This is a genomic window from Sulfitobacter sp. SK011, assembly GCF_003352065.1.
Taxonomy (GTDB): Bacteria; Pseudomonadota; Alphaproteobacteria; order Rhodobacterales; family Rhodobacteraceae; genus Sulfitobacter.
Window position 1 is genome coordinate 3989634 of sequence record NZ_CP025803.1, and the last position, 21651, is coordinate 4011284.

General features: G+C 55.9%; 22 protein-coding genes. 8 read left to right on the top strand and 14 right to left on the bottom strand.

Going from position 1 to position 21651, the window contains the following annotated elements:
* Nucleotides 1-41: 41 nt before the first annotated feature.
* The gene (locus tag C1J02_RS19755) at nucleotides 42-1493 is read right to left on the bottom strand and encodes an FAD-linked oxidase C-terminal domain-containing protein (RefSeq protein WP_114880097.1); all 1452 of its coding nucleotides are present in this window, start codon (nucleotides 1491-1493) and stop codon (nucleotides 42-44) included.
* Nucleotides 1494-1573: 80 nt separating this feature from the next.
* Here C1J02_RS19755 and C1J02_RS19760 point away from each other — a divergent pair, with 80 nt between their 5' ends.
* Nucleotides 1574-2266: a DUF599 domain-containing protein gene (locus C1J02_RS19760; protein WP_114880098.1), complete on the top strand. Its 693-nt coding sequence runs from the start codon at nucleotides 1574-1576 to the stop codon at nucleotides 2264-2266.
* 41 nt (nucleotides 2267-2307) lie between these two features.
* Nucleotides 2308-2661: a hypothetical protein gene (locus C1J02_RS19765; RefSeq protein WP_114880099.1), complete on the top strand. Its 354-nt coding sequence runs from the start codon at nucleotides 2308-2310 to the stop codon at nucleotides 2659-2661.
* A gap of 1 nt (nucleotide 2662) precedes the next feature.
* On the opposite strand, the gene rlmH is transcribed toward C1J02_RS19765, so the two are convergent.
* From rlmH to C1J02_RS19785, 4 genes are all read right to left on the bottom strand, one after another.
* Nucleotides 2663-3133, bottom strand: coding sequence for a 23S rRNA (pseudouridine(1915)-N(3))-methyltransferase RlmH (rlmH, locus tag C1J02_RS19770; RefSeq protein WP_114880100.1), 471 nt, complete (start codon nucleotides 3131-3133; stop codon nucleotides 2663-2665).
* Nucleotides 3134-3153: 20 nt separating this feature from the next.
* Nucleotides 3154-3519, bottom strand: a complete 366-nt coding sequence (gene rsfS, locus C1J02_RS19775) for a ribosome silencing factor (RefSeq protein WP_114880101.1) — start codon at nucleotides 3517-3519, stop codon at nucleotides 3154-3156.
* A gap of 207 nt (nucleotides 3520-3726) precedes the next feature.
* Entirely contained in the window at nucleotides 3727-4458 is a 732-nt protein-coding gene (locus C1J02_RS19780) for a hypothetical protein (protein WP_114880102.1), read from the bottom strand.
* 75 nt (nucleotides 4459-4533) lie between these two features.
* Nucleotides 4534-5886 (bottom strand): mechanosensitive ion channel family protein, encoded by a 1353-nt coding sequence (locus C1J02_RS19785; protein WP_114880739.1) that lies wholly within the window; start codon nucleotides 5884-5886, stop codon nucleotides 4534-4536.
* A gap of 278 nt (nucleotides 5887-6164) precedes the next feature.
* Between C1J02_RS19785 and leuC the strand changes: the two genes are divergently transcribed.
* From leuC to leuB, 5 genes are all read left to right on the top strand, one after another.
* Entirely contained in the window at nucleotides 6165-7571 is a 1407-nt protein-coding gene (leuC, locus tag C1J02_RS19790) for a 3-isopropylmalate dehydratase large subunit (protein ID WP_114880103.1), read from the top strand.
* A complete protein-coding gene (gene leuD, locus C1J02_RS19795) occupies nucleotides 7571-8176 on the top strand; it encodes a 3-isopropylmalate dehydratase small subunit (RefSeq protein ID WP_114880104.1) in 606 nt (201 codons plus the stop codon). Before leuC ends, leuD begins: the two co-directional genes overlap by 1 nt.
* Before the next feature lie 315 nt (nucleotides 8177-8491).
* Nucleotides 8492-9334 (top strand): hypothetical protein, encoded by an 843-nt coding sequence (locus C1J02_RS19800; protein ID WP_114880740.1) that lies wholly within the window; start codon nucleotides 8492-8494, stop codon nucleotides 9332-9334.
* 17 nt (nucleotides 9335-9351) lie between these two features.
* Nucleotides 9352-10323 carry an endonuclease/exonuclease/phosphatase family protein gene (locus tag C1J02_RS19805; protein ID WP_205389832.1) on the top strand — a complete coding sequence of 324 codons (972 nt, stop codon included), beginning with the start codon at nucleotides 9352-9354 and terminating at the stop codon, nucleotides 10321-10323.
* A 64-nt stretch (nucleotides 10324-10387) separates the two neighbouring features.
* Entirely contained in the window at nucleotides 10388-11494 is a 1107-nt protein-coding gene (gene leuB, locus C1J02_RS19810) for a 3-isopropylmalate dehydrogenase (RefSeq protein WP_114880105.1), read from the top strand.
* 44 nt (nucleotides 11495-11538) lie between these two features.
* Here the strand turns inward: leuB and pxpA are convergent, their stop codons facing one another.
* The 8 genes from pxpA to C1J02_RS19850 all read right to left on the bottom strand — a co-directional run bounded on the left by pxpA (nucleotide 11539) and on the right by C1J02_RS19850 (nucleotide 19173).
* Nucleotides 11539-12303, bottom strand: coding sequence for a LamB/YcsF family protein (gene pxpA / locus C1J02_RS19815; protein ID WP_114880106.1), 765 nt, complete (start codon nucleotides 12301-12303; stop codon nucleotides 11539-11541).
* Nucleotide 12304: 1 nt separating this feature from the next.
* A complete protein-coding gene (locus C1J02_RS19820) occupies nucleotides 12305-13333 on the bottom strand; it encodes a biotin-dependent carboxyltransferase family protein (RefSeq protein ID WP_114880107.1) in 1029 nt (342 codons plus the stop codon).
* Entirely contained in the window at nucleotides 13330-14067 is a 738-nt protein-coding gene (locus C1J02_RS19825; protein WP_114880108.1) for an allophanate hydrolase subunit 1, read from the bottom strand. Before C1J02_RS19825 ends, C1J02_RS19820 begins: the two co-directional genes overlap by 4 nt.
* Nucleotides 14060-14995 carry a hypothetical protein gene (locus C1J02_RS19830; protein ID WP_114880109.1) on the bottom strand — a complete coding sequence of 312 codons (936 nt, stop codon included), beginning with the start codon at nucleotides 14993-14995 and terminating at the stop codon, nucleotides 14060-14062. The genes C1J02_RS19825 and C1J02_RS19830 overlap by 8 nt, the downstream gene beginning before the upstream one ends.
* A 12-nt stretch (nucleotides 14996-15007) precedes the next feature.
* Nucleotides 15008-16318 (bottom strand): TRAP transporter large permease, encoded by a 1311-nt coding sequence (locus tag C1J02_RS19835; protein ID WP_114880110.1) that lies wholly within the window; start codon nucleotides 16316-16318, stop codon nucleotides 15008-15010.
* 4 nt (nucleotides 16319-16322) lie between these two features.
* A complete protein-coding gene (locus tag C1J02_RS19840) occupies nucleotides 16323-16847 on the bottom strand; it encodes a TRAP transporter small permease (RefSeq protein ID WP_114880111.1) in 525 nt (174 codons plus the stop codon).
* 71 nt (nucleotides 16848-16918) lie between these two features.
* The gene (locus C1J02_RS19845; protein WP_114880112.1) at nucleotides 16919-17908 is read right to left on the bottom strand and encodes a TRAP transporter substrate-binding protein; all 990 of its coding nucleotides are present in this window, start codon (nucleotides 17906-17908) and stop codon (nucleotides 16919-16921) included.
* A gap of 20 nt (nucleotides 17909-17928) precedes the next feature.
* The gene (locus C1J02_RS19850; protein WP_114880113.1) at nucleotides 17929-19173 is read right to left on the bottom strand and encodes an FAD-binding oxidoreductase; all 1245 of its coding nucleotides are present in this window, start codon (nucleotides 19171-19173) and stop codon (nucleotides 17929-17931) included.
* A 175-nt stretch (nucleotides 19174-19348) separates the two neighbouring features.
* Between C1J02_RS19850 and C1J02_RS19855 the strand changes: the two genes are divergently transcribed.
* Nucleotides 19349-20053 (top strand): aspartate/glutamate racemase family protein, encoded by a 705-nt coding sequence (locus C1J02_RS19855; protein ID WP_254693166.1) that lies wholly within the window; start codon nucleotides 19349-19351, stop codon nucleotides 20051-20053.
* On the opposite strand, the gene C1J02_RS19860 is transcribed toward C1J02_RS19855, so the two are convergent.
* Entirely contained in the window at nucleotides 20050-21651 is a 1602-nt protein-coding gene (locus tag C1J02_RS19860) for a GMC family oxidoreductase (protein WP_114880114.1), read from the bottom strand. The two genes, C1J02_RS19855 and C1J02_RS19860, sit on opposite strands and share 4 nt — an antisense overlap.

Consider the following 21651-nt stretch of genomic DNA (forward strand, 5'->3'; position numbering starts at 1 on the left):
GCTGTGGCCTTCATCCATTTGCTTCCGGGGCGGCAACACGATCACTCAGCAGCCAATGCCGCCAGACTGCGCCGCTGCTCAGACGCGTCCAATGGAAATACCTTGGCCGGATTCAGCAACCATGCCGGGTCAAACACATCCTTCACCGCCATCTGCGCCTCCAGATCCGGGGCCGCATATTGCACGTGCATCAAATCGCGCTTTTCGATGCCGACACCATGTTCACCCGTCAGACAGCCGCCTGCTTCAACGCAAAGCTTCAGAATGTCCGCCCCAAATGCCTCGCAAAGTTCCAGATCACCGGGTTTGTTTGCATCAAACAGGATCAGCGGATGCATGTTGCCATCCCCCGCATGAAAAACATTGCCAACCTTCAGCCCATACTGCTCTGACATCTCACCGATCCGCCGCAATACCATCGGCAGCGACGACACAGGGATCGTTCCATCCAGACACATGTAATCGTTGATCTGACCCATCGCCCCAAAGGCAGATTTGCGGCCCAGCCATATTTTGGCGCTTTCTTCGGCGGATTTGCTTTCGCGCAGTTCAACCGGATTATGCCGACGTGCAATGTCCATGATAAGCGACAATTGATGATCAATCTCTGCATCCGATCCTTCAACCTCGACGATCAACAGCGCTTCACACATGGGATAGCCTGCCTTGGCAAACGCTTCTGTTGCCTCGATACACGGACGGTCCATAAATTCGATCGCAACGGGTAAAACACCGGCCTTGATGATGTCGGACACACAGGCCCCCGCAACCTCGTTGTCATCAAATCCCATCAACACCGGCCGCGCACCTTCGGGCTTGGGTAAAATCCGCAAGGTTGCTTCGGTCACGACGCCCAATTGTCCCTCTGATCCACAGATCAGTCCCAATAGGTCCAGGCCGCCGGCATCCAGATGCCCCCCACCAACCTCAATGACCTCGCCGTCCATCATCACCATGGTGACGCCCATCAGGTTGTTCGTCGTCACACCGTATTTCAGACAATGCGCGCCACCCGAATTCATTGCAATATTCCCAGCAATTGCACAGGCCAGCTGGCTTGACGGATCAGGGGCATAGAAAAACCCGTTCTCTTCCACAGCCCCGGTCACGCTAAGGTTGGTTCGCCCGGTTTGAACCCGGATAATCCGATTGTCGTAATCCGTTTCCAGAACGTCATTCATTCGTGCCACGCCCAGGATCACGCAATCTGCCGTGGGCAATGCGCCTCCGGCCAACGACGTCCCTGACCCGCGCGGCACCACGGGCACGCCTTCTTGAAAACAGATGCGCAGGACGTCCGAAACCTCTGCTGTGGTGCTGGGCAGAACGGCAACCAATGGGGGACACCGATAGGCCGTCAGCGCGTCGCATTCATATGCGCGTGTCTCGCGTTCATCATGGATCACTGCGTCAATCGGCAACACCTCTTGCAACCGTGCAACCACCCGTGCTTTCCGAGCCAGAATATCAGCATTGGGAATCGGCATTTCCATGGCAAACCTCCATTTTGGTAAACTAATATTACCAATTTATGTGACTGGCAAGATCAAACCTGTCAGAGTAAGAGCATAGCATGATCTGGTTGGACCGCGTTGCACTCTTTCACCCGCTTGATTTCGCTGCCGTCGGAATCATCTTTGTCCTTTGGGCCTTCGTTGGCTGGCGTGTCGAACACTCTGCGGCGTCAAAACCATCTGTGTCCAAGATCATGGCCGAATACCGTCGTGAATGGATGCGTCAGATGATCACCCGTGAACCACGCATTTTTGACGCACAAACAGTCGCTGCGCTGCGTCAGGGCACCTCATTTTTTGCCTCAACCAGCGTTATTGCGATCGGCGGGACGCTCGCACTGATCGGCAACGCAGAACAATTGGCAGGGGTTGCCGAGGATCTGACCTTTGAAATGCATCCCGCCATCGTCTGGGAAATAAAACTGTTTGTTGTTGCGGTATTTTTGACAAATGCATTCTTGAAATTTGCATGGTCAAACCGGCTGTTCGGTTATTGTTCTGTTGTTATGGCAGCGGTCCCGAATGATCCAAATCATCAGGATTCAGTAAAAATGGCGTCAAAGGCTGCCGAACTGAACATCACAGCCGCCCGAAGCTTCAACCGTGGCCTCAGATCGCTCTATTTTGCCTTGGCCAGCGTCGCATGGCTCGCAGGTGCAGTGCCCTTGATTATCGGCGCATTCATAACATTGTTTGTCATTTGGCGCAGAGAGTTCGCATCACAATCGCGCGAAATTCTATTGGAAAAATAGCAACTTGGTGTATATATGCTTTTCGTTCAATCGGTGGAATCATGCTGAAATATCTTGTTGCGACACTTGCGATCCTGACAACACCTGCCTTGGCGGATGCACCTGTCGTGAGCAACGTGAACGTCTCAAAAGCCGGCGACGTCTGGAAATTTGATGTCACCCTGTCCCACAAGGACACGGGCTGGGACGACTATGCAAACGCCTGGCGTATTTTGGACAACAGCGGCAAGGAATTGGGCGTGCGCAATCTGGCCCATCCGCATGTCAATGAACAACCCTTCACGCGGTCGCTTTCCGGTATTCGCATCCCCGCTGATGTAACAGAAGTAGGCATACAGGCCAGCGATACCATCGGTGGCTGGTCATCCCCGATCAAGAAAATCAAGCTGCGCTGAACTAAGTGCGGTGGTACGGACCGCCCGACAGGATTGATGCGGCACGGTACAATTGTTCGGACAGCATGACGCGCACCAGCATGTGCGGCCAAACCATTTTGCCAAAGGACAGCGCATGATCGGCACGGTGCCGCAACGCAGTGTCGATGCCATCCGCACCGCCGATGACAAATGCCAAATCACCTCGGCCCGCATCGCGCCAACCACCCAACCGGGCCGCGAATTCCGGCGACTTTTCGACCTTGCCACGTTCATCCAATACGCAGATGAGCGATCCATCCGGAATGGCGCGATCAAGTAGCGTCGCCTCGGCAGCCATACCGCCACCCTTTTTATCCTCTACTTCAACAACACGTACCGGGCCAAGACCAAGGCCACGCCCGGTGCGGTCGAACCGCGTCAGATAATCATCGATCAAGGATTTCTCGGGGCCGGCCCTAAGCCGACCCACCGCGCAAATGTGAACGCGCATCGCGCCAACCCGATCCTAGATCAGTTAGGGGCTGGGGGTGTATCGCCACCCAACCACATCTTTTCCAATTGATAGAATTCGCGCACCTCTGGCCGGAACACATGGACAATGACATCGCCTGTGTCGATCAGCACCCAATCGCCCACATCTTTGCCTTCCGTTTTCGGGACGCGATCAAACTCGTCCTTGACGTGCTGCGCAAGTTTTTCAGCGATGGATGACACTTGACGGGTCGAACGCCCAGAACAGATGACCATATAGTCGCCGATAGCCGTTTTTCCGCGCAGATCAATCTGCACGATGTCCTCGGCTTTGTCTTCGTCAAGAGTTTTGAGAATGCTCGCCAGCAGTGCATCGCTGGTGGATGTATCACCTAAAGCAGCCATCAGCGCTGCGCCGGTGTCCGCAGTGGTGACTGCGTTAACTTGGATTGACAGGACATCGTCCTCCTTATGTCGCGCCGTCGGACCCTTGGCGCTAGGGATAGGTTCAGACTCTGGTCTGAAGGATGCCTCTAAACTAGCCATCCAAGTATGACAATTCAATGACGTCCCGTGGCGGAAAATCTGTAGGCGCTTTTGCGCCACAGCGGATCAGTTTGGGAAATGCTGTGAAAAGAGTTCCCGCCAATGCAGATCAATATCTGCCATGGCGTCACGATCAACATTGTCCTCATAATGGGCATATCGACCCGTCGGCGTCTGATAGCCCAGCGCATCTTCTTTCTCACGTATTGCCTGATATCTGGCGCGATCAAGATCGAGGCTGACAATCCGCCTGCGCAGGCCATCCGGCGCAGCACGGGGGAACAGCAGTGCTGAAGCGTCTTCGGATAGGTTTACACAGGCACAATCCCGTTCTGCAGCAATAACAGCGAGGCGCGCCGATTTGGCACCCAGATCCGTTAGCGTGATGTCCTGGCGCAAAGGATCTGCTGTACCTGAACCATAAAAATGTGTGGGACCGTTGGTCGGATACACCATATCGCAGCCCATGAAAGCCATCACTTTTGGCCGCAACGTGGCAAGCGCCCAATACGCCGTGGTAAAGGCCATCGTTGCCCCCGCATGTACAAATCCTCCGAATTTGTTCTGCGCGGGCACAAAATCAGATGCCTCAACCAATGTTTGGACCCCGTCCACTTTTTTCGGCAAACGACTTGGCGGGAAATCTTCGGGAAAGACGAGGGCGTTCCAATCCGGGCGCACGCGCCACGCGTTGTTGATGGCAACGATGTGATCGAACCATGCGTTAGGCCAGTGTGCCGCTGCGGTCACATTTGGCCCGCTTCCCAAAATCAGGACAACTGGTCGATCCACCGTCATTTGTCACCTTTTGCCCCAATGCGTCATGAAAAGGTAGGGCACGAACCCAACAGGGCAAATCCGACTTTGGAACCGCTATTCAGGCGCGGGAATATGCGTCCCGCGCGACAGCGCCAATTTGCTATCTTCCAGCATCAACACTTCGCGCTGTGGGAATGGGATTGAGATATCGTGTTCTTTGAAGGTGTCCCAAAGGGCCAGATAGACGTTTCCGCGAATGTTGGTCAGCCCTCCGGTAGGATCCTTGATCCAGAACCGCAGAATATAATCCACGCTGCTGTCGCCAAACCCCACAATGTGACAGACCGGAGCCTTGAAACTGAGCACCCGGTCAACGCCTTTGGCGGCATCAACCGCAAGTTTGCGCACAACATGCGGATCATCCCCATAAGCCGTGCCAAAATAGATATCGAGACGGACAAAATCATTGGAGTGCGACCAGTTAACCACCTGTCCGGTGATCAGATCTTCGTTAGGAATAAGGTATTCCTTGCCATCCCGCGTCACCACAGAGGCATAGCGCGCACCCAACGTCTGTATCCATCCAAAGGTATCCCCAAGGCTGATCACATCACCGGGTTTGATCGATTTGTCGATCAGGATGATGACGCCTGAAACGAGGTTTGACACCACCTTTTGCAGACCAAAACCAAGGCCAACACCAATCGCACCTGACAGAACCGCAAGCCCCGTCAGATCAATGCCGACCGCCTTGACGCCCATGAAGAAGGCAAAGCCATAAAGCAGAACCTGCACACCTTTGACGGCCAACACCTGCATCGAAGGGCTGATGTCTTCATTCTTGCGAATACGGGCCGATGTGGTTGTGCTGACAAGCCTCGCACCGGTAAAAAGCACACCAATGACCACTGCCGCGGTGATGATCGTGAGAACAGACAGGCGGAAATCACCGACCTCAATTGCCAAACGATCCAAAAACGCGGAAACCTCATCGGCGATGTTCAGGAAATAGAATGTGGCATATATCCACAATCCCCACATCACCATGCGCCGCATAAATCGGTTACGCACAAGCCGCGCCGCATAGGCAATGCCAACCCAAACCGCGGCCAACGTCGCCGCCAATCCGATCAGATAAGACCGTGATGGCCAGGTAATATTCTGCATGACCAGATAAATCGAACCGGCCATCAACGCGAACCACATCAGGCCAAGACGCCGCTTGACCTGCACAACCATGCGCAGCTTCCATTTCGCCCAGCCCTCGCGGGACCGCACATAGTTTTCAAGCAAGTTACCAGAAACCCGGTGCAGCACCCATGCAATCGAGGCAAGCGCAATCAGGATGATAATCTGGTTTTGCCGCCATCCCGGCGTGACGATGCTTTGTACGAATACTGTGACGCCTGAAAACTGTGCCTGCAGTGAGGCCAGAAACTCTGTAAACGGGTCAATGTCGGGATTCATCGCGGTGCCTAACTGGGAACTGCACCAAAATTGCACAATGGTACTCAGGCGGCAAGCAATCAGCACATGCGCGCGGCCCGCCATGCCTGTCATTCGGCCCTTGATAGACTCAAACTGGCGCTGTATTCCCTTGGCGCATGATACAGGTGTTTGATCTGGACGACCGCGCGCGGCTGCGCGAACGCTTCTTTGGGGCAACCCATACTGTGCGCGCCTGCCTGTAAAAGCGGCCCAACATCGCCACCACCCCATTCAAACTCATACGGGAGAGGACCATCATGTCCCCCAAGACGCTTTACGATAAAATCTGGGATGCGCACGTCGCGCACGAGGCCGAGGACGGCACGTGCCTGCTTTATATTGACCGCCATCTGGTGCATGAAGTCACCAGCCCGCAAGCCTTTGAAGGGCTGCGGATGACCGGACGCACCGTGCGCGCGCCGGACAAGACCATCGCCGTGCCGGACCATAATGTGCCAACCACGCTGGACCGCGCCAACGCGAAGACCATGACCGAAGACAGCCGTATTCAGGTCGAGGCGCTGGATACCAATGCCAAAGAATTCGGCCTGCACTATTATCCTGTGTCCGATGTACGTCAGGGCATCGTGCATATCGTGGGTCCGGAACAGGGCTGGACCCTTCCGGGCATGACCGTTGTGTGCGGCGACAGCCACACCGCGACCCATGGTGCTTTTGGTGCCTTGGCGCATGGCATCGGCACATCAGAGGTTGAACACGTTCTGGCCACCCAGACGCTGATCCAGCGCAAGGGCAAGAACATGAAAGTTGAGATCACCGGGAAACTGCGCCCCGGCGTGACAGCCAAGGACATCACGCTTTCGGTTATCGGAGAGACGGGCACTGCAGGCGGCACCGGCTATGTCATAGAATATTGTGGCGAAGCGATCCGCGATCTGAGCATGGAAGGGCGGATGACCGTCTGCAACATGGCAATCGAAGGCGGCGCGCGCGCAGGCCTGATCGCACCGGATGAAAAAACGTTTGAATATTGCAAAGGCCGTCCCCACGCCCCGAAAGGTGCCCAATGGGAGGCCGCACTTAACTGGTGGAAAACCCTTTATTCTGATGACGATGCGCACTGGGACAAGGTTGTCACCCTCAAAGGCGAGGACATCGCGCCAGTCGTTACCTGGGGCACCTCACCCGAAGATGTGTTGCCGATCACGGCGAATGTACCGGCCGCATCTGACTTTAAAGGCGGCAAGGTCGACGCAGCGCAACGATCACTTGATTACATGGGGCTAACGGCGGGGACGCCATTGACCGATGTCGAAATCGACACTGTGTTCATCGGGTCCTGCACCAATGGCCGTATCGAGGATCTGCGCGCCGCCGCTGCAATCCTGAAGGGCAAGAAAGTCAAAGAAGGGCTGCGCGCGATGATCGTGCCCGGTTCCGGCCTTGTGCGTGCGCAGGCCGAAGAGGAAGGCCTTGCTGATATCTTCAAAGACGCCGGTTTTGAATGGCGTCTGGCGGGCTGTTCCATGTGTCTTGCAATGAACCCCGACCAACTGTCGCCCGGGGAACGCTGTGCTGCAACGTCCAACCGCAACTTTGAAGGCCGTCAAGGCCGGGGCGGACGCACACATCTGATGTCACCCGCAATGGCAGCAGCAGCAGCAATCACAGGCAAGCTCACAGACGTTCGGGAGATGATGTAATGGACAAGTTCGACACACTTACCGGCATTGCCGCGCCTATGCCGATGATCAACATCGACACCGATATGATCATTCCCAAACAATTTCTGAAAACGATCAAGCGTTCAGGCTTGGGCGTAAATCTGTTTGACGAAATGCGCTATGATGACAATGGCGATGAACTGCCCGATTTTGTCCTGAACAAGCCACAATATCGCGAAGCTGAGATTTTGGTCGCAGGCGACAACTTTGGCTGCGGGTCATCACGCGAACACGCGCCTTGGGCGATCAAGGATTTTGGCATCCGCTGCGTGATCGCCCCCAGCTTTGCTGACATCTTTTACAACAACTGTTTCAAGAACGGCATCCTGCCGATTGCCCTGCCACAAGATCAGGTTGATCTTGTGATGAAAGACGCTGAGAAAGGCGCTAACGCCCGGATCACAATCGATCTTGAAACGCAGACCGTCACAACATCCGACGGCGATGTCTTTGCCTTCGAGGTCGACGCGTTCAAAAAGCACTGCTTGATGAATGGCTTGGATGATATCGGTCTGACCATGGAAAAGGCGGCTTCCATCGACACGTTCGAGGCGACAGCGGCTCAAAGTCGGCCCTGGGTCTGACCGCACGGCAGAGCTTCGCTCAACCAAATCCTATAGCCTCACGCGCAGGTTTCGCGCGTCTTGTGGGTGCAGTGATTGCACCCACAAGATGTTGAATGCGCCACTTTCTTGCCACCAAGATGATGCAAGAACGCACCACCCTCGCCTTCAAAATGCCGCACCTCTTAAGTCTTCTTAACAAACGGTCTTGAGGAATAAGGCGAAAGAAGGCACAAATTGGGCAAGAATGAGGCAGCGCTCCGGGACCCGGAAGCAACAAGTTGGAACAAGCGCGCGACAAAGCATCGTGGCTGGCCAGTTTGGAAGGGCAGAGATTTGATTGGACGGATGACAGGTGCCACTTTGCGTGGCCTTTTGGTTGCTCTGCTGATTGCAACGCCGGCCCTCATGCTGCCTGATGTTGCGTCTGATTCAAGCCAAGTAACTGTATTGGTTGCACTCCTCGCCGCCTTTTTGACCTTCGTTGAATACAACTCCACGCTTCCCAGCATTGTTGAATTTCGCGACGCCCCGCCCTTTAACCGCCTGCGTTTTACCGCATTGTTTTTGACTGTGGTTATGCTGTCGGCGATCATCAAAGGCCAGACGGAGCCAACGATGATGACCGGCGCATTGACCTCTATCGGAACGATTGTCGGCAATGCGATTGATTTTCCCTATTCTCCGGTCCGGCTTGTCGTCCTGATGTTACCGGAAGGGTCGGATCTGGCGATCGTCCGTTCAGTGCGTACGTCTGCAGGTCTGGCCTACCTCATCTCTTTGACGGCTATGACTGCCTTTTTGGTCTTGGTCCGCATCCTTGGTTGGCCGACACGCCGCGGTGCCTTTAACGTCTGGGTCAACCTGCCGTTGTTTGATCCAACCGGTGGCGGCGATGTCTTGTATCGCTTGCAGCGTGACGCCCGCATTAACATCGCGCTTGGCTTTCTGCTGCCTTTCATTATTCCCGCTGTGGTCAAAGCGGCCTCTGATCTGGTAGACCCAATCACACTGAGCAATCCGCAAACAATGATCTGGACAATAAGCGCATGGGCCTTCCTTCCTGCAAGCATGATCATGCGGGGCATCGCCATGGCGAAAATTGCAGACATGATCGAGGACAAACGCCGCCGTGCCTATGCAAGCGCCGAAGGCGAGGATGGTTTTCAAACCGCTTGATCGCTGTCGCAGTCGCGATGTCGACTGCTTTACCCGCCATCGCAGAAACACTGCGCGTTGCGACATTTAACACTGAATTGTCGCGCAAGGGTCCGGGAATACTGCTGCGCGATATTCTCAAGGGTTCCGATGTTCAGATACTGGCAGTGATGGATACGATCATCGCAGCGCGGCCTGACGTGATTGCCTTGCAAGGGTTCGATTACGACTTAAAAAACGCAGCTCTCGGTGCATTCGCAAACGGACTAAAGGAGCGCGGGCTGGACTATCCATATCATTTCGCGGCACCGCCAAATGCGGGACTGCAAACGGATATCGATCTTGATGGTGATGGCGATCCGGGCGGCCCCGGCGATGCCCAGGGGTACGGACGGTTCTTTGGACAAGGCAGCATGGCTGTCCTGTCACGGCATCCGATCGACACCTCCATGGTACAGGATTATTCCATAGTCCTGTGGAAAGAACTGCCCGACAACCTGTATCCGATGACACAATCCGGCCCATTTCCAAGCGCGGCCGCACATGAGATCCAGCGCTTGTCAACAAACGGGCATTGGGTGCTGCCCATCGACCATCCTGAAATGGGACGATTTCACATTTTGACCTTTCATGCCTCACCACCAGTCTTTGACGGGCCAGAAGACCGCAATGGAAGACGAAATCACGATGAGGTAGCATTTTGGTCTCATTTTCTCGGTGGGGCATTTGGCCCTGCACCAAATGAGGCATTTATCCTGATGGGAGATGCGAACCTGGATCCGGATCGTGGCGACGGCCGGTCCATAGCGATCCAGAACATACTCGATCATCCTGCCCTTCAGGACCCTGCACCTGCCTCGACAACAGTTGCATGGCCCCAGACCGGGAAAATGCGCGTCGATTATGTTTTGCCATCGCGCGACTGGGCCATCGTCGACGCGCAGGTTGCTCCGCTAAATGAGGCGGCCAGCCGTCACAGTCTGGTCTGGGTCGCGCTCAAGAAACCCTAGGCGTTCTTGACCCTCTGGCCGCGTCACGCTACGCCGCATCTGACAGTTTTTTCAGGAGCGACCCATGGCCAACCCAACCTTGCTTATCCTCGCCGGTGACGGCATCGGACCCGAAGTCATGGAACAGGTCACACGCGTGATCGACTGGTTTGGGGAAAAGCGTGATCTGCCGTTCAATATCGAACATGATCTGGTTGGTGGCGCTGCCTATGACAAGCACGGCACGCCGCTTCACGATGACACAATGGCCAAGGCGTTGGCCGCAGATGCGGTATTGCTGGGCGCTGTTGGTGGGCCAAAATATGACGTTCTGGATTTCAGCGTAAAACCGGAACGCGGATTGCTGCGCCTGCGCAAAGAGATGGACCTCTTTTCGAACTTGCGCCCTGCCCAATGTTTCGACGCACTTGCCGATTTCTCTTCGCTCAAAAAGGATATCGTTGCAGGTCTTGATATCATGATCGTGCGTGAACTGACTTCTGGCGTTTATTTCGGCGAACCGCGTGGGATATTTGAAGAAGGTAACGAACGGGTTGGCATCAACACCCAGCGCTATACCGAATCGGAGATTGACCGCGTTGCGCGATCTGCCTTTGAACTGGCGCGCCGTCGCGGCAACAAAGTCTGCTCAATGGAAAAAGCGAACGTGATGGAATCCGGGATATTGTGGCGCGAGGTTGTACAGCGCGTGCACGATGCGGATTATCCTGATGTCGAATTGAGCCATATGTATGCAGACAACGGCGCGATGCAGCTGGTGCGTGCGCCCAAGCAATTTGATGTGATCCTGACCGACAATCTTTTTGGCGACATCCTGTCCGATTGTGCGGCGATGCTGACCGGATCGCTGGGGATGCTGCCCTCTGCCAGTCTTGGCGCGCCAAATGCGGATGGCCGGCCCAAGGCACTCTATGAACCGGTGCACGGATCAGCGCCCGATATCGCGGGTCAGGGAAAAGCAAACCCGATTGCCTGTATCCTCAGCTTTGCCATGGCCTTGCGCTATTCCTTTGACCAGGGCGACGAAGCGGCACGGGTCGAAGCCGCGATAGAGAAAGTCCTGTCAGATGGGGCCCGCACCGCAGATTTGATGGGCGAAGAAGGCGGCACGCCAATCAGCACAAGCCAGATGGGTGACGCTATTCTCGCAGCTCTTGAGGAAAGCCTTTAGGCAGTCAGCGCAAATGCGCATTGCATAATGGGTAACGTGCCAGATCAATGCCCCTCGAACTGGCGCACTGTGATCCCTGCCGCCTCAAGATCCCTGCGCACGGACCCGGCGATTTGAACTGCTTCGGGCGTGTCCCCATGCATGCAAATCGTGTCAATCGGTGTGGGAATATGCTTGCCGCTTTCCGTGATGATCGCGCGCGCCTGGACCATTTCGACCATGCGTTTTCCGGCAAGTGCTGCATCATGGATCACCGCACCGGGCTTTGATCTGTCCACCAGTGTCGCATCATCGTTATAGGCCCGGTCGGCGAAAATTTCGCTGGCCCATGCACATCCCAATGATTGCGCAGCGCGCTGTTGTGCCGTGGCCGCCAGAACCATGATGATCAGGTCTGGGTCCACGCTCAGCGCCGCTTCGAACAGGTCGCGCGCCATGGTTTCGTCTTCGGATGTCATGTTACCGATGGCACCATGCAGTTTCAAATGCCGCACTTTTGCACCCACGGATTTGGCCATGCCGATGCTTGCGGCAACCTGATAGCGGATTTGGTTTTGCAACGTCGCGCGCGGCACCGACATCCGGTTGCGCCCAAATCCAACCAGATCCATAAATCCCGGATGCGCGCCAATCCCCACCCCGTTTTGATGTGCAAGCGTCATGGTGGCGGCCATCACATCCGCGTCGCCCGCATGTCCGCCACAGGCGATATTGGCCGAAGTCACAATATTCAACAGGGCAGCATCGTCGCCCATCTTCCATGGGCCAAAGCTTTCTCCCATGTCGGCATTCAGGTCCACATACGTCATTTCAAACCTCCTCTTGGAATGGGTCCGCATCAGCAGAGACAACACCGCCAACCAGTTGATAGCTAAGCAGATCACGGATGTTTGCCAGGTCACGGACCAATGGCACTACAGACGACGCAAGGCTCTTAAGTTCCTTGAGATAGCGGGATTGGAGCGCGACCGCCTGATCCATCTCAATGAATTCAAAGCGGATCGCCGCCCCGGTCTGCGCCTGCGCAATGCGCGGCAGGTCGCAGGGGATCACGGTGCCGATACGCGGATAGCCCCCCGTGGTCTGGCATTCGCACATCAGCACAAACGGGGCACCATCACCGGTAATCTGGATGTCACCCGGCACAATCACCTCGGATACGATGCTGAGCTGACCGTCGGTTGAAAATCCCGTCCCGTCATGGTCCATGCGGACCCCCATCCGGTTGGCACGGCTGTCCCGTTTGAACGGGGTCTGGATAAACCTTTCCCGGGTTTCCGGCGCGAACGCCTCCGTTTGCATTGATGCAACAACGCGGACAACACCACCGCCAAAGCGGGTGTCGGCGGGAAGGGTCATACCGATGTCTTTGCCGCCGTCCTTGCCAACAGGCAGGGTATCACCGCTCTTGAGTGCTTGACCCAATCCCGCGCTCAGGTGGCTGGCACGGGACCCCATCTGTGGCTCGGTAGCAAATCCACCGCCAACATGGAAATAGCCATAACTGCCATTCTGTGCGCCGCCGATTGTCAGGGTGGCCCCGGCGGGCAACAGATGGCTGGCGTTCCAGATCAGCGATTCACCGTCAATATTGGCCGCCATCTTGGCCCCCGTCATGGCGATGCGAATGTCAGTGTCGGACCTGAAACTGCCGCCGGTTCCGGCCATCTCAATCGCGGCACCACCAACTGGTTGGCGCAGCAAAGCAGCCCCTTCATAAAGGGCTGTCGGATCAGAAGCTCCTCCGCGCGTTAGCCCTTGAGCAAGATACCCGGGCCGCCCAAGATCTTGCAAACTGAGGGCCGGGCCGGCCTGAAGGATCGTCAATGTTGCGGTCATGTCAGAACCTCCATCTCGGCACCGCCATTGCCGGATGTGTCCTTGTCTTTGATATCCTTCAGCTCTGCCTCAGATATTGCCGGAAACATCATTTCGTCACCGGGCGACAGGGCAAAAGGGCGCGCGGCGTCAGGCCGGAATGTTTTAAACGCGGTCTGCCCAACGTGCCGCCAGCCTGTTGGTGTCACATTGGTAAACACAACCAGTTGACGCACCGCCACAACCAACGCGCCTGCGGGCACGGCCTGGGTCAGTTTTTGTTGTCTGGGAATGTTCCAGGTCTCGCTCAACTCGCCCAAATAGGGCTGACCAGGCGCAAAGCCGATGGTCAACACCCGTACGCGCGCTTGGGAAAGCTGTTTGATCGCCGTGTCAGGGTCAACGCCTGCGACCTCGGCGGCCTCTTCCAACTGTGGGGCCAGATCAGTGCCATAGACCGTCGGCACATGCCATAATGTACGCCCTTCAGGCAATGGCGCTGCAAACCAGTCTTGCTGCTTGATGAGGTCGATGAGACGCTCTTTCATCGCCTCAAACGGTGTGGCGGCAAGGTCAACCTGCAAGAATGCCGAGACAAGGGATGTACTGGTTTCTGACACCTCGGGCCAGTTCTGGCCATCAATTGCCGCACGAAATGCCAGTGCCGCGCGGTTGGCAGGTTCGGACAGTTTATCGGCGAAACTGACGAGGATGCCAGACAGCCCAACAGTGCGAATTTTTGGCCAATCAGTCATTGGATAGAGCCTTTGCATAAAGACGGGGCAACAGGATCGGTGTCAGGTACATTGGCAGTTGCCAACACCCAATAAAGACCATCAGAGGGGCCAGAACATCCGCAGGAAGTGCCACAAGGAACAGTGCAATATTGCGATTGCCAGCGCCGATTGCCAGTGGGCCCGCGACCGGACGCAAGGTCGTGCGGCGCAGGACGATTAGCGAAAGTGCCTGCAGAACATAGCTGATGGCGAAGGCAAGCATCGCCCATTTGGCCACTGCCATAGGATCGCTGCGCAGCGCAGGGTTGAGGGCCGCCATCAGGCCAACAACGATAAAGGAAAACGCCAAAACGGACGCCCCATCCAGCGCCTTGACTTGGCCCACGGTGGGGCGGGGAAATATCCACGCGCGCAGGCAGAACCCCAGTGTTGTCGAAATCAGTATGACGACCAGCAATTTCAGCGCGGACAAGATCACTTCGGACGCTGGGCCAAGCTGTGGGAGCACTGTCAGAACTGGCAGAATGGTCAGCGGGAACGCCGCCGTCCCAAGAACCAGAATTTGCATCATGCGTCCGCCATCCAGACGTAAAATGAGCGCCAGATTGACGCTGCCGGTGATGGCAGGGGCGGCGCTGGCCAGAACGATGGCGAGGGTCGCAGGGGTATCCTGCAACCCAAACACTGTCAGCACGAAAAGCAGCACCAAGGGCACCGCCAGTTGCAACACCGCAACGGCGGCCAGTCCCCAGCGCAGATCGCGTGCGGCCCCCATTGCGGCGCGGTGTCCGATGCGCAGGGCCGTGATGGTCAGCAGCGCCGCCACCATATGCGGCAACCAGGGCACCAGCGCGCGCGCCAGTCCCGGCAACAGCAGCCCCGCCGCCAGTCCCGCGATCAGGCACAGTCGCGCATGGGTGGACGCAAGCCAAAGGAAGCGATGCATGGCCTGTCACCCCTACACCGGCCCCTTGCGCAGGTTGTCGGGCAACCAAGTCGCAATTTCCGGGAACCAGATCAGCAGGAACACCATCAACACCATGATCGCAAACATCGGGAGCGCGGCGCGGGTGATATAGCCCATCTCGTGATCTGTCATGCCTTGCAGCACAAAGAGGTTGAACCCAATCGGCGGCGTGATTTGAGCCATTTCGATCACAATAACCACAAAAATACCGAACCAGATCAGGTCGATGCCTGCATCACGCACCAAGGGCTCCACCACTGCGATTGTCAGCACGATCACAGAAATTCCATCCAAAAACATGCCCAGCACGATATAAAACACCAGCAAAGCCATCAGCAGCTGAAACCGGGTCAGGCCCATCTCAGCAATCATTTCCGCCAAGGCGCGGGGCAGGCCGGTGAACCCCATTGAAAGTTTCAAAAATGCAGCGCCGGCCAGGATCAGTGCGATCATCGCAGAGGTGCGCATTGCACCCATCAGGCTGTCGCGGAAACTGAACCAGTTCAGCGACCCCTGAAAAAGCGCGAGCGTCAATGAACCGATTACACCGATGGCAGCCGCTTCGGTTGCGGTGGCAAAGCCAAGGTACATAGACCCGATGACAACGGTGATCAGGGCGAAAACCGGGATCAGGAACCGCGAATTGCGCAGCTTTTCTGCGAATGACATGGCCGGTTCAACAAGGGGTTTCCAATCCTTGGAAGTCCAACTGTAGATGGCGAGGTAGCCCATGAACATCGCCGCCAGCACGAGACCCGGCATCACGCCGGCAAAGAACAGTTTGGTGATGCTTTCATTTACCGTGACGCCATAGACAATCAGCGCCAACGACGGTGGGATCATCAGACCCAGGGTTGCAGCACCCGCCAAAGTACCGATGATCATTTTCTCGGGATAGTTCCGACTGCGCAGCTCAGGAATCGACATCTTGCCCACGGTCGTCAACGTCGCGGCGGAGGAGCCGGAGACGGCGGCAAACACGGTACATCCGACAATGTTGGTATGCACCAGGCCACCCGGCAACCGCGCCAGCCAAGGGGACAGCCCTTTGAACATGTCCTCGCTTAACCGGGTTCGATACAGGATCTCGCCCATCCAGATGAACAGCGGCAGCGCGGTTAACGTCCAGCTGGAGGAGGACGCCCAGATCGTGGTGATCATGGCGTCACCGACAGGGCGTGTGGTGAAAAGCTCCATCCCGACCCAGGCAACACCCATCAGGGCAAGCCCGACCCAGACGCCGGTGCCAAGCAGGAAGAAGAGGACAAAGAGGAAAAGGATGATGGCATAAATCTCGGTCATGGCATCATTCCCCAAAACTTTGATCGACAAGGTCCCGGGTGATCCGGTGATCACCTTTGACGATGACGGAAACAAGATTGTCGATCAGGGCGACGGTCAGGATTGCACCACCAAGGACCATCACAGATTGCGGTATCCAAAGTTGCGTCGCATCTTGATCCTGGCTGATCTCTTTGAATTTCCACGACCAATAGACAAACCAATAGGCGTAATAGGTGAAATAGGCCGAAATTGCCGCCGCAAGGCCAAAGCACCAGATTTCAAGCAGGCGTTTTGGCCCGACTGAAAGTGAATTAAGCAAGATCGAAACGCGGATGTGCGCACCCCGGTTCAATGCATTGGCAAAGGCAAGGAAACTGGCACCGGCCATCGCGTAGCCTGCATAACTTGCCGCACCCGGAAAGACCGCACCCGTCCAGCGCGCGACCATTTGTGCCACGATCAGCAGCAGAATGGTGACCAGACAAAGCGCCGCAATGGCCCCCGCAGCAACATAGATAAAATCAAGAAATTTGCGCAGCAATGTCATCGTCCCGCCCCCCCGCATGGATCAATTGAAAATGGCGGCGCTGTGTTCCGCGCCGCCATTTGGTTCTGGGATTACTTCATCGCTTTGAAGTCATCGACAATCGCTTTGCCGTCATCTCCGGCGGCTTCAAGCCATTCTGCCGTCATGGTAGCACCCACTTCGCGCAGGCCAGACATCAGCTCTTCGCCGGCGGGACCAACTGCCATGCCACCTTCGCGCAGACCGTCATAGGTGAACTGGGTGTAGTCCTTGGACGCCTGCAAGCCGCGTGCCTCAGCCTCGGTGGCGCAGGTATTGATGATCTCTTTGTTGGCGTCAGAAACACCGCTCCAGACATCGGCATTCACCATCACATAGTTGCGCGGCAGCCATGCATCGACTTCATAATAATGCGTCAGGCTTTCCCAGACTTTTTGGTCATAGCCGGTGGCACCTGATGAAATCATCGATTCCGCGACCCCAGTGGCAAAGGCCTGGCTGACTTCTGCGGCCTCAATTGTAACCGGGGCCATGCCGGTCAATTCCGCCAAACGTGCCGTGGTGTTGTTGTAGGACCGGAATTTTACGCCTGCCATGTCTGCGACGGAATTCACTTCTTTCTTGAAGTAGAGGCCCTGTGGCGGCCATGGCACGTTATAAAGCAGGTGCAGATTCTGCTCTTCCAATACCGCTTCGACTTTGGGCTTGGCTGCTTCCCACAGTTTGCCGCTGTCATCGAAAGACGGCGCAAGGAACGGGATGCTGTCAAAGCCGAAGACGGCGCTTTCGTTCTGGTGGCCTGACAACAGACGCTCGCCAATCTGTACCTGACCGGTCTGGATGGCCCGTTTGATGTCTGCACCAGCAAAAAGCGATCCGCCGGGATGAACCGTGATCTCAATTTCGCCGCTTGTGCCATCGGTGACGCATTGGGCAAATGTCACTCCGTTCTCAGAGTGAAAGTTGGATGCCGAATACGCCATCGGCATGTCCCACTTTTCGGCCGCGAATGCAGGAATTGCGGTTGTCAACGCAAGTGCCGCCGTTGCCACACCCGTCATTAGTTTTGCAGTTCGTTTCATTGATCTTCTCCCAGTTGGTTTTATGCAGCGCCAAAGCGTTGCGGGTGATACGCGGTCAGGTCGGTGTTGGTTGGCTGACCCGTGATCAATCCGGCGACCAGTCGGCCCGTTTTTGGCCCGCCCGTCAACCCGATGTGGTGATGCCCGAAGGCAGTAAAGACCCGAGATTGTCCAACCTCCCCGATCAGGGGAAGGCTGTCACTGGGGGCGGGTCGATGCCCCAGCCATTCGATTTCATTGCTTGCAGTCAGTTGTGGAAAGGTCCGTTTTACTTGTCTGCGCAACAGGTCGAGCGGTGCCTTTGAGGGGCCTGCATCCAGCCCGCCAAATTCGACAATACCGGCACACCGCAACCCCTGTGCCATAGGCGTTGCGACAAATTTTCCACTGGCGATCATGAACGGACGCGAGGGGCCGCCCGATGCCCCTTCAAACACAATGTGGTATCCACGCTCCGCCTCCAAGGGCACGTTCAACCCAAGTTTTTGCATCAGTGGTTTTGACCAGACACCCGTGGCAAGCACCACATCATCGCAGGCAATTGTGCCTTGTGTTGTGTGCACGCCCTTGACCAAGCCACCGCTCAGATCAAAATCCTCTACGTCTGCCTGTATGATCTTTCCACCACGTTCGGTGAACGCCTTTGCCAGCGCCTGAACATAGCCGCCGGGGTCACGGATGAATCCATGTTCTTTCAGGCAGGCCACCAAAGTGATGTCAGGCCCAAAAGAAGGTTCATATTCATGCACTGCCCCGCCTTCGATGATTTCGGGCACAAAACCCGCATCAGACCGAAGCGCCCAAGTGTAGCGCTCCGCATCAAATGCAGCACGGTCATGGTAAGCAAAGCAATAGTCGCTTTCAGTGACCCAATCCCCCAGTCCCAATTCAGCACATAGGCTTTTGTGTTGCTCGACACTGTCCGAAACGATGGGGATCAATCCCTTGGCGATCCGGCGGGTGTCGGCATCGTTCGCGTTGCTCATGTAACGTCGGAGCCATGGCAGAAGTCGGGGCAGATAGGACCAGCGCAGGAACAACGGAAAATCACGGTCCAAAAGCATACCGGGCGCTTTTCGGGCCAGGCCGGGGGCCGTGACCGGCACCATCGAACAGGCGGCAAGCACGCCGGCGTTGCCATGCGATGTTCCGGTCCCTGGCTTTGCGCGGTCAACCAAAGTAACATCCGCACCGGCCCTGCGCAGCCATATGGCAGTGGAAACTCCAACAATTCCCGCACCAATGACAACGACGTGTCGCGTCATGAGGCCGCCAGCATATCTAATTCCAGTATATCTAATGGATGTGTCACGGCTTGATTCCTTTCCGGTATACTTGCACAAAAATACAAATCGTCAACAAAATGTTTGTAAATTGTTATTGTAAGGATAGTTGCGCTTGATGCGACTCTCAATCAGCGGCAGGCTGACTGAGCAAGGAATGGATAGTGAGATGCGCCAAGAGGATCACGCCAGATTGGGTATTTTAATGCTCGATACGCAGTTTCCGCGTATCCTTGGGGATGTCGGGAACCCGGACACCTGGCCGTTCCCCGTGCGGTATGCGGTGGTTCCCGGCGCAACACCCAGTGCGATTGTATGCGACGACGTCGAACCATTTGTGCAGGCCTTCATTGAAACAGGTCGTGATTTGGTTGCTTCGGGCTGCACCGGCATTGCCACCACCTGTGGATTTCTAGCTTTGATCCGCCCGCGACTGTCGACAGCACTCAAGGTCCCGGTTGCTGCGTCAGCGCTTGAACAGGTCGCTCAGGTTCAGGCGATGCTCCCATCCGATCAGATGGTCGGCATTCTGACAATCTCAGCCGCAACGCTGACGCTCGCACATCTGGAGGCCGCAGGCGCGCCGCCACACTGTCCTGTGCAAGGGACCGATGGCAGCAGCTTTTCAAAATCTATTCTTGGCAATCTGACAACACTGGATGTTTCTGATGCCAGACAGGACATGATACGCGCGGCCCAACAATTGATCGCGGACCACCCCAATGTAGGTGCAATCGTTTTGGAATGCACCAATATGGTGCCCTATGCACCGGATATTGAGCAAGCAACGGGGCGGCCCGTCTATTCAATATTTACGTATCTCAGTTGGTTCCACGCTGGTCTGCGGCCGCGCGTCTTTTAGCCCTGCAGATCTTCCAGGATCAGATCGCTGGCTTTCTCTCCGATCATGATCGCTGGCGCATTTGTGTTGCCTGAAACGATCTCTGGCATGATTGAGCAATCGGCCACACGCAACCCCGCGATGCCATGAACCCGCAGACGCGCGTCAACAACTGCGTCCCTGCCCTGACCCATCTTACAGGTCCCCGTCGGGTGATAAATCGACGCCGTATTGTTGCGCGCCCAGTCAAGCGTCGCATCGTAGTCATCCATGTCAAGGCTCGCATGCGGACGGTATTCTTGTGAAATCTTTGACGTCAAAGGCGCATGACGTGCAATTTTTCGCGCGATATTGACGCCCGCCACAACAGTCCGGCAATCCGTTTCGGTGGCGAGGTAATTTGGAATGATCTTTGGGTATGCACGCGGTTCAGCACTGCCCAACCTGATTTCACCCCGGCTTTCTGGACGCAACTGACAGACCGACATGGTAAAGGCCGAAAACTTGTCCGCACCCTTGCCGGGGTTTTCCGCAGACAGGGGCTGCACATGAAACTGAATGTCAGGGGTCTCCAGATCATCTCGGGTTCTCATAAAGCCAGTGGCAAGGCTGGCTGCCATGGTCATCGGTCCAGACCGGAACATCGCGTACTTCAGGGCAATCCGGGCCTGACCATAAAGGCTGCTAACTTCATCATTCAGGGTCGGTTCATTACACTTATAGACCAATCGCGCTTGTAGGTGGTCCTGCATGTTCTTGCCAACGCCTGTGAGGTCCTGTTGCACCTCAATTCCATGTTCTGCCAACTGGGCCGCTTCGCCAATGCCCGATAACATCAAGAGCTGCGGCGAATTGATCGCACCGCCACACAAGATGATCTCGCGTCCGGCTGTAATCGTGTGCACGTTGCCGCTTCGGTCAGTGTAGGTCACTGCCGTTGCCCGTTTGTCTTTGATGACCAATTTATCCACTTGGGCGTGGGTGATGATCTTGAGGTTCTCACGGCTTTTTACCGGATTCAGATAGGCCACAGCGGCGCTGCACCGGCGGCCATTCTTTGAGGTCAATTGAAAGAAACCAACGCCTTCCTGATCTGCACCATTGTAATCGGGATTGAATTTGTACCCCGCCGCTTGTGCAGCTGCGACCCAGGCATCGGTGATGGGCCGCTGGATGCGCATATTGCTGACGGAAAGCGGCCCTTGATCGCCATGAAATTCATCAGCCCCGCGTTCGTTCTTTTCCGCACGTTTGAACAGGGGCAACACATCGTCCCACCCCCATCCCGTATTCCCCATCTGACGCCAGCGGTCATAGTCTTGTGGTTGCCCACGCACATAGAGCAATCCGTTCAGCGAAGATGATCCGCCCAGAACCTTGCCGCGGGGCCACTCAATTGATCGACCGTTCAGCCCCGGATCAGGTTCAGTTTTATAACACCAGTCAACCTTTGGATTGTGGATCGTTTTGAAATATCCAACTGGAATATGGATCCACGGGTTCAGATCGCGACCCCCCGCTTCCAACAGAATCACCTTGTTTTTCGGATCTGCGCTGAGCCGATTTGCTACAACACATCCTGCAGAACCTGCGCCAATTACGATGAAATCTGCTTCCAT

Excerpts from the sequence above, each read along its gene's own strand:
- C1J02_RS19755 (WP_114880097.1), bottom strand. The coding sequence starts at position 1,493 with ATGGAAATGCCGATTCCCAATGCTGATATTCTGGCTCGGAAAGCACGG.
- C1J02_RS19760 (WP_114880098.1), top strand. The coding sequence starts at position 1,574 with ATGATCTGGTTGGACCGCGTTGCACTCTTTCACCCGCTTGATTTCGCT.
- C1J02_RS19765 (WP_114880099.1), top strand. The coding sequence starts at position 2,308 with ATGCTGAAATATCTTGTTGCGACACTTGCGATCCTGACAACACCTGCC.
- rlmH (WP_114880100.1), bottom strand. The coding sequence starts at position 3,133 with ATGCGCGTTCACATTTGCGCGGTGGGTCGGCTTAGGGCCGGCCCCGAG.
- rsfS (WP_114880101.1), bottom strand. The coding sequence starts at position 3,519 with ATGGCTGCTTTAGGTGATACATCCACCAGCGATGCACTGCTGGCGAGC.
- C1J02_RS19780 (WP_114880102.1), bottom strand. The coding sequence starts at position 4,458 with ATGACGGTGGATCGACCAGTTGTCCTGATTTTGGGAAGCGGGCCAAAT.
- C1J02_RS19785 (WP_114880739.1), bottom strand. The coding sequence starts at position 5,886 with ATGAATCCCGACATTGACCCGTTTACAGAGTTTCTGGCCTCACTGCAG.
- leuC (WP_114880103.1), top strand. The coding sequence starts at position 6,165 with ATGTCCCCCAAGACGCTTTACGATAAAATCTGGGATGCGCACGTCGCG.
- leuD (WP_114880104.1), top strand. The coding sequence starts at position 7,571 with ATGGACAAGTTCGACACACTTACCGGCATTGCCGCGCCTATGCCGATG.
- C1J02_RS19805 (WP_205389832.1), top strand. The coding sequence starts at position 9,352 with ATGTCGACTGCTTTACCCGCCATCGCAGAAACACTGCGCGTTGCGACA.
- leuB (WP_114880105.1), top strand. The coding sequence starts at position 10,388 with ATGGCCAACCCAACCTTGCTTATCCTCGCCGGTGACGGCATCGGACCC.
- pxpA (WP_114880106.1), bottom strand. The coding sequence starts at position 12,303 with ATGACGTATGTGGACCTGAATGCCGACATGGGAGAAAGCTTTGGCCCA.
- C1J02_RS19820 (WP_114880107.1), bottom strand. The coding sequence starts at position 13,333 with ATGACCGCAACATTGACGATCCTTCAGGCCGGCCCGGCCCTCAGTTTG.
- C1J02_RS19825 (WP_114880108.1), bottom strand. The coding sequence starts at position 14,067 with ATGACTGATTGGCCAAAAATTCGCACTGTTGGGCTGTCTGGCATCCTC.
- C1J02_RS19830 (WP_114880109.1), bottom strand. The coding sequence starts at position 14,995 with ATGCATCGCTTCCTTTGGCTTGCGTCCACCCATGCGCGACTGTGCCTG.
- C1J02_RS19835 (WP_114880110.1), bottom strand. The coding sequence starts at position 16,318 with ATGACCGAGATTTATGCCATCATCCTTTTCCTCTTTGTCCTCTTCTTC.
- C1J02_RS19840 (WP_114880111.1), bottom strand. The coding sequence starts at position 16,847 with ATGACATTGCTGCGCAAATTTCTTGATTTTATCTATGTTGCTGCGGGG.
- C1J02_RS19845 (WP_114880112.1), bottom strand. The coding sequence starts at position 17,908 with ATGAAACGAACTGCAAAACTAATGACGGGTGTGGCAACGGCGGCACTT.
- C1J02_RS19850 (WP_114880113.1), bottom strand. The coding sequence starts at position 19,173 with ATGACGCGACACGTCGTTGTCATTGGTGCGGGAATTGTTGGAGTTTCC.
- C1J02_RS19855 (WP_254693166.1), top strand. The coding sequence starts at position 19,349 with ATGGATAGTGAGATGCGCCAAGAGGATCACGCCAGATTGGGTATTTTA.
- C1J02_RS19860 (WP_114880114.1), bottom strand. The coding sequence starts at position 21,651 with ATGGAAGCAGATTTCATCGTAATTGGCGCAGGTTCTGCAGGATGTGTT.